General features: G+C 68.1%; 7 protein-coding genes. 5 read left to right on the forward strand and 2 right to left on the reverse strand.

Annotation, left to right across the window (positions count from 1 at the left end):
- The first annotated feature begins 33 nt into the window (after nt 1-33).
- A complete protein-coding gene (gene dapB, locus ABZ953_RS12355) occupies nt 34-786 on the forward strand; it encodes a 4-hydroxy-tetrahydrodipicolinate reductase (protein ID WP_361720971.1) in 753 nt (250 codons plus the stop codon).
- 19 nt (nt 787-805) lie between these two features.
- Nucleotides 806-1,258: a hypothetical protein gene (locus tag ABZ953_RS12360; protein WP_361720974.1), complete on the forward strand. Its 453-nt coding sequence runs from the start codon at nt 806-808 to the stop codon at nt 1,256-1,258.
- 13 nt (nt 1,259-1,271) lie between these two features.
- Here the strand turns inward: ABZ953_RS12360 and ABZ953_RS12365 are convergent, their stop codons facing one another.
- Together ABZ953_RS12365 and ABZ953_RS12370 are read right to left on the reverse strand one after the other, a co-directional pair.
- The gene (locus ABZ953_RS12365; RefSeq protein WP_361720977.1) at nt 1,272-1,838 is read right to left on the reverse strand and encodes a hypothetical protein; all 567 of its coding nucleotides are present in this window, start codon (nt 1,836-1,838) and stop codon (nt 1,272-1,274) included.
- 124 nt (nt 1,839-1,962) lie between these two features.
- Entirely contained in the window at nt 1,963-2,202 is a 240-nt protein-coding gene (locus ABZ953_RS12370; RefSeq protein WP_361720980.1) for a hypothetical protein, read from the reverse strand.
- Nucleotides 2,203-2,401: 199 nt separating this feature from the next.
- On the opposite strand from ABZ953_RS12370, the gene thyX reads away from it, so the two are divergent.
- The 3 genes from thyX to ABZ953_RS12385 all read left to right on the forward strand — a co-directional run bounded on the left by thyX (nt 2,402) and on the right by ABZ953_RS12385 (nt 6,068).
- The gene (gene thyX / locus ABZ953_RS12375; protein WP_361720983.1) at nt 2,402-3,142 is read left to right on the forward strand and encodes an FAD-dependent thymidylate synthase; all 741 of its coding nucleotides are present in this window, start codon (nt 2,402-2,404) and stop codon (nt 3,140-3,142) included.
- A 190-nt stretch (nt 3,143-3,332) separates the two neighbouring features.
- Nucleotides 3,333-4,232, forward strand: a complete 900-nt coding sequence (gene dapA / locus ABZ953_RS12380; RefSeq protein WP_361720986.1) for a 4-hydroxy-tetrahydrodipicolinate synthase — start codon at nt 3,333-3,335, stop codon at nt 4,230-4,232.
- A 150-nt stretch (nt 4,233-4,382) separates the two neighbouring features.
- On the forward strand, nt 4,383-6,068 hold the full coding sequence (locus ABZ953_RS12385; RefSeq protein ID WP_361720989.1) for a ribonuclease J: 1,686 nt from the start codon (nt 4,383-4,385) through the stop codon (nt 6,066-6,068).
- The last annotated feature ends 315 nt before the right edge of the window (nt 6,069-6,383 follow it).

Raw genomic sequence — 6,383 nt, forward strand, 5'->3', positions numbered from 1 at the left:
GTGAGGGCCCAACTCCCGTAAGGAATGAAGGACATGAGCAAGCTGCGCGTGGCGGTCATCGGCGCGAGGGGCCGCATCGGCTCCGAGGCCGTGAAGGCCGTCGAGGCCGCCGACGACATGGAACTGGTCGCCGCACTCGGCCGCGGCGACAAGCTGGAGTCGCTGGTGGACGCCGGCGCCCAGGTCGCGGTCGAGCTGACCAACCCCGACTCGGTGATGGACAACCTCGACACTTGCGTACGGCACGGGATCCACGCCGTCGTCGGTACGACGGGCTGGACCGACGAGCGCCTCGCGCGGCTGCGCACGTCGCTGGCGGCGTCCCCGGAGACGGGCGTGCTCATCGCCCCGAACTTCTCCATCGGCGCGGTCCTCACGATGAAGTTCGCGCAGCTCGCGGCGCCCTACTTCGAGTCCGTCGAGGTCGTCGAGCTGCACCACCCGAACAAGGCCGACGCCCCCAGCGGCACCGCCACGCGCACCGCCCAGCTCATCGCCGAGGCGCGTCGGGAGGCGGGCAGCGCCCCGCAGCCCGACGCCACGACGACGGCCCTGGACGGCGCCCGCGGCGCGGACGTCGACGGCGTGCCGGTCCACTCCGTGCGCCTGCGCGGCCTCCTCGCGCACCAGGAGGTCCTGCTCGGCGGCGAGGGCGAGACCCTGACCGTGCGCCACGACTCGCTGCACCACAGCAGCTTCATGCCGGGCATCCTGCTCGGCGCGCGCCGCGTGGTGAGCACGCCGGGCCTGACGTTCGGCCTGGAACACTTCCTGGATCTGAACTGACGCGGACCGGCTGACCCTCATGCGCGCAAAGATCACTTACGCCGTCACGGCTGCCGTCCTGGTCGTCTACTTCGTCCTGGTCGGCAGCCGCGGCGTGCTCCTGATACAGCACGGCACCGTACTCACCGTCACTTTCGGTGTGGCAGTGCTCATCCTGCCGGTCATCGGCGTCTGGTTCCTCTGGAAGAACACGCAGTTCGTCCAGCGCGCCAACCGCCTAGCCGCCGAGCTCGAGGCCGAAGGCGGCCTGCCCGTGGACGAGTTGAAGCGGACCCCCGGCGGCCGTATCGACCGCGACTCGGCCGACGAGGTCTTCGCCCGGCGCAAGGCCGAGACCGAGGACTCACCGGACGACTGGCGCTGCTGGTTCCGGTTGGCCGTCGCCTATCACGACGCCCGGGACACCCCCCGCGCGCGGCAGGCCATGCAGCGAGCCATCGCCCTGCACGCGGGCAGACCGGTGAACGTCTAGAGCCGGTGGTGGTTCAGGCGGTGGGCCGGTACTCGTCGGCCCACACCTCGATGGAGTCGGCCGCGCGGTTGAACGCCTCGTGCCGCGTCAGGAAGTCCGCGTTCCGGTCGGTCAGCAGCGCCTGCGGCCCGCCGTCCTGCGCCCCCTGATCACGGCGTACGAGAATGAGCGCCTGCCCCTGCACTGTCCGGGGCAGCCCCAGCCAGCGCACCGGCTGCTGCGCGGTCCGCACGGCCGACACCTGCGCCCACGCGACCGTCTGCGTGGTCAGGAAACGGACCCTGCGCAGCCCGTGGGCGCTCACCCAGGTGCCCATGCGCAGCAGCCGCAGGGAGGCGACGATGACGAGGACGGCGAGGCCCGCGCAGACCGCGGCGCCGATGAGAGAGCCCGCGAACGCGATGATCACCGCGGCGAAGAGGACGAACGAGGCGAGCAGCAGCAGGAGCGCGGAGGCCCCGACCCGCCAGGGACCGGGGCGGTAGGGCCGGCGCCACTGGTCGCGGTCGTCGAAGGGCAGCGCGGCGTCGTCCGCCACGTCGTCGAAAGCGTGGTCCGCGGTCAGGAAGGGCAGGGGCACGGGCTGATCCTCACTCGATCCACACAGGGGCTGTGCCCGGTGAGGCTATCGAGCCGTGTCCCCTGCTACCACCCTTAGGGGTCCGGACGAGTCAGGGCCGGACGGGGGAGGACACGCGCTACGGTCAGCGTCCGTCAGAGGCTTCGGACTGCTGGTGGTGCGCGGGTGACTGGTCGGCCGACATCGCGGGCATCCCGAAGAGCAGGGATCCCACCAGACCGGCCACCACGGTGAGCCCGATGAGCGTGCGGCCCATGATCTGACTGGCCGACGCACGTTCTCGGGGCGGGGGAGTGACGTTACTGCGGAACTTCTCGGCTTCGGCGATGAAGGCGAACGGGACGGGCTCTCGCCGACGGAACATGGGGTGCGCTTCTCCTCACGGGTCTCGAACGGAGCTCTGTGAACTCTGTTACTTGGATAGACGCGTGAATCGCCCAAAAGGTGCCCTGTTTCGGCAAATTAGTCGAAGAATGTCGTGGCGGGTCACCGATCGGCCGGTTGTCAGTGCCGGGCCATAGAGTGGGCGCCGCCCGAGTGATGCACCTGGAAGGACCCCGCCAGTGAGCGAGACCCACACCGAAGACCTCAAGCCCAGCTTCCGCAGCGAGGTCACCGTCGAGCTGGTGAAGCATGCCGCCACCGACTCCGACGTCCTGTGGGCCGCCCGAGTCTCCACGGCGGGCGAGCAGTCCCTCGAAGAGCTCCAGAAGGACCCGGAGCGCTCCAAGGGCCTGATCAACTACTTGATGCGGGACCGCCACGGCAGCCCCTTCGAGCACAACTCGATGACGTTCTTCATCAGCGCCCCCATCTTCGTCTTCCGCGAGTTCATGCGGCACCGCGTCGGCTGGTCGTACAACGAGGAATCGGGCCGGTACAGGGAGCTGCAGCCCGTCTTCTACGTCCCCGGAGAGTCCCGCAAGCTCGTCCAGGAAGGCCGCCCCGGCAAGTACGTCTTCGTCGAGGGCACCCAGGCTCAGCAGGAGCTCACGGGCCGCGTCATGGAGGACTCCTACCGCCAGGCGTACGAGGCGTACCAGGAGATGCTGGCCGCAGGCGTCGCCCGCGAGGTCGCCCGTGCGGTGCTGCCCGTCGGACTCTTCTCCTCGATGTACGCGACGTGCAACGCCCGTTCGCTGATGCACTTCCTCGGCCTGCGGACGCAGCACGAGCTCGCCAAGGTCCCCTCCTTCCCGCAGCGGGAGATCGAGATGGTGGGCGAGCTGATGGAGAAGGAGTGGGCGGAACTGATGCCTCTCACCCATGCGGCCTTCAACAAGAACGGACGTGTGGCGCCCTGAGGCACTGATGTGCGGGTGCACAGAGTGAAGTGTCCGTATTGCGGCACTTCGTGAAGTTCATCTAGCCTGATCAAACGGACCCGGCACTGCTTGAACCCCCGAGCAGGCAGTGCCGGGCTCCACACTTGTCAGGTCCGCACACATCCCCCGAGGGGCGACCCCGCGCTGAGCAGCGAGTAGCGTGTTACCCATGGCTCCGACCTCCACTCCGCAGACCCCCTTCGGGAGGGTCCTCACCGCCATGGTCACGCCCTTTACGGCGGATGGCGCACTTGACCTCGACGGCGCGCAGCAGCTCGCCGCCCACCTGGTGGACGCAGGCAATGACGGCCTCGTCATCAACGGCACCACCGGTGAGTCCCCGACCGTCAGTGACGCGGAGAAAAACGATCTCGTACGAGCCGTACTGGACGCCGTCGGAGACCGCGCCCACATCGTCGCGGGCGTCGGCACGAACGACACCCGCCACAGCATCGAGCTCGCCCGCGCCGCCGAGCAGGCCGGCGCCCACGGCCTCCTGACCGTCACGCCGTACTACAACAAGCCCCCCCAGGAGGGCCTGCTCCGGCACTTCACGGCGATCGCCGACAGCACCGAGCTGCCGGTCATGCTCTACGACATCCCGGGCCGCAGCGGCGTACCGATCAACACCGAGACGATCGTCCGCCTCGCCGAGCACCCCCGGATCGTCGCCAACAAGGACGCCAAGGGCGACCTCGGCCGCGCCAGCTGGGCCATCGCCCGTTCGGACCTGGCCTGGTACTCCGGCGACGACATGCTGAACCTCCCGCTCCTGTCCGTCGGCGCGTGCGGCTTCGTCTCCGTCGTCGGCCACGTCGTCACCCCGGAGCTGCGCGCCATGCTCGAGGCACACCTCTCGGGCGACGTGCAGAAGGCCACGGAGATCCACCAGAAGCTGCTCCCGGTCTTCACCGGCATGTTCCGCACCCAGGGCGTGATCACGACCAAGGCGGCACTGACCCTCCAGGGACGTCCCGCGGGTCCGCTCCGCCTGCCGATGGTGGAGCTGTCGCCCGAGGAGACGCACCAGCTCAAGATCGATCTCGCCGCCGGCGGGGTACAGCTGTAACCACAGACTTCACAACTGAATAAGCGAGACACCGCGGGCGCGACACCAGCTGTCGGCCGCCCGCACCCCACACGACAACTGCTACTGCACGAACGTCATGCGCGCCACGTGCCCCGGAGGTACGTGGCGTGCGTGGTTGAGGAGAGTCTTTTGAGTCATCCGCATCCTGAACTCGGCGCTCCGCCGAAGCTCCCGAAGGGCGGCCTGCGGGTCACCCCGCTCGGCGGCCTCGGCGAGATCGGCCGCAACATGACCGTCTTCGAGTTCAACGGTCGTCTTCTGATCGTTGACTGCGGAGTGCTCTTCCCCGAGGAGGAGCAGCCCGGAATCGACCTGATCCTGCCGGACTTCACGTCCATCAGGGACCGCCTCGACGACATCGAGGGCATCGTGCTCACGCACGGTCACGAGGACCACATCGGTGGCGTCCCCTATCTCCTGCGCGAGAAGCCGGACATCCCGCTGATCGGCTCCAAGCTGACGCTGGCCCTCATCGAGGCGAAGCTCCAGGAGCACCGCATCCGGCCGTACACGCTGGAGGTCGTCGAGGGCGACCGCGAGGCGCTCGGCCCGTTCGACTGCGAGTTCGTCGCCGTCAACCACTCCATCCCGGACGCCCTGGCCGTCGCCATCCGCACCCCCGCGGGCATGGCCGTCGCCACCGGCGACTTCAAGATGGACCAGCTCCCGATGGACGGCCGCCTGACCGACCTCCACGCGTTCGCACGGCTGAGCGAGGAAGGCATCGACCTTCTCCTCTCGGACTCCACGAACGCCGAGGTCCCGGGGTTCGTCCCGCCCGAGCGCGACATCTCGAACGTGATCCGTGGCGTCTTCGCCGGCGCCCAGAAGCGCATCATCGTCGCGAGCTTCGCCAGCCATGTGCACCGCATCCAGCAGATCCTGGACGCCGCACATGAGTACGGCCGCAGGGTCGCCTTCGTCGGCCGCTCGATGGTCCGGAACATGGGCATCGCCCGCGACCTCGGCTATCTCCGCGTACCCGCGGGTCTGGTCGTCGACGTCAAGACGCTCGACGACCTGCCCGACAGCGAGGTCGTCCTGGTCTGCACGGGCTCCCAGGGGGAGCCGATGGCCGCTCTCTCCCGGATGGCCAATCGCGACCACCAGATCCGCATCGTCCAGGGCGACACGGTGATCCTGGCGTCGTCGCTCATCCCGGGCAACGAGAACGCGGTCTACCGCGTGATCAACGGTCTGACCCGCTGGGGCGCGAACGTCGTCCACAAGGGCAACGCGAAGGTGCACGTCTCGGGCCACGCCTCGGCCGGCGAGCTGCTGTACTTCTACAACATCTGCAAGCCCAAGAATCTGATGCCGGTCCACGGCGAATGGCGCCACCTGCGTGCCAACGCCGAGCTCGGCGCCCTCACCGGCGTCCCGCACGACCGCATCGTGATCGCCGAGGACGGCGTCGTCGTCGACCTCGTCGAGGGCAAGGCGAAGATCGTCGGCAAGGTCCAGGCGGGATACGTCTACGTGGACGGCCTTTCCGTGGGCGATGTCGGCGAGCCCGCCCTGAAGGACCGCAAGATCCTCGGTGACGAGGGCATCATCTCGGTCTTCGTGGTGGTGGACTCCAGCACCGGCAAGATCACCAGCGGCCCGACCATCCAGGCGCGAGGCTCCGGCATCGAGGATTCGGTGTTCAACGCCGTCATGCCTCGGATCCAGGAAGTCCTGGACAAGTCGGCCCAGGACGGGGTCGTCGAACCGCACCAGCTGCAGCAGCTCATCCGCCGCACGCTGGGCAAATGGGTCTCGGACAACTACCGCCGACGTCCGATGATCCTGCCCGTGGTCGTCGAGGTCTGACCCTCTCGACTGCGCGAGCTCCGGAGCGGGGCGCCTCGATTTGCATCGGGGCGCCCCGCTCCGTTAGGTTTACGGCTCCGCCAGCGAGGGAAGCCCCGAGCACTCACGTGCCTGGGACCGACCGAGCGGGGCGGGAAATCCGACTCAGAACTTCTGATAAAGTCGGAACCGCCGGAAAGGGAAACGCGAAAGCCGAAAGGCCGGAGCGGGAACCGGAAAGGCACCGAGGAAGTCGGACACGAAAGAGTCTGATAGAGTCGGAAACGCAAGAACGAAGTAACGAAGAACAAAAAGAAACACCGAAGGGAAGCGCCC

This window comes from Streptomyces sp. NPDC046465 (assembly GCF_040646035.1).
In the GTDB taxonomy this organism is placed as follows: domain Bacteria; phylum Actinomycetota; class Actinomycetes; order Streptomycetales; family Streptomycetaceae; genus Streptomyces.

What these genes read in the sequence shown, in the direction of transcription:
- ABZ953_RS12370 (WP_361720980.1), bottom strand. Translation starts at nt 2,202, where the DNA reads ATGTTCCGTCGGCGAGAGCCCGTCCCGTTCGCCTTCATCGCCGAAGCC.
- dapB (WP_361720971.1), top strand. Translation starts at nt 34, where the DNA reads ATGAGCAAGCTGCGCGTGGCGGTCATCGGCGCGAGGGGCCGCATCGGC.
- ABZ953_RS12360 (WP_361720974.1), top strand. Translation starts at nt 806, where the DNA reads ATGCGCGCAAAGATCACTTACGCCGTCACGGCTGCCGTCCTGGTCGTC.
- dapA (WP_361720986.1), top strand. Translation starts at nt 3,333, where the DNA reads ATGGCTCCGACCTCCACTCCGCAGACCCCCTTCGGGAGGGTCCTCACC.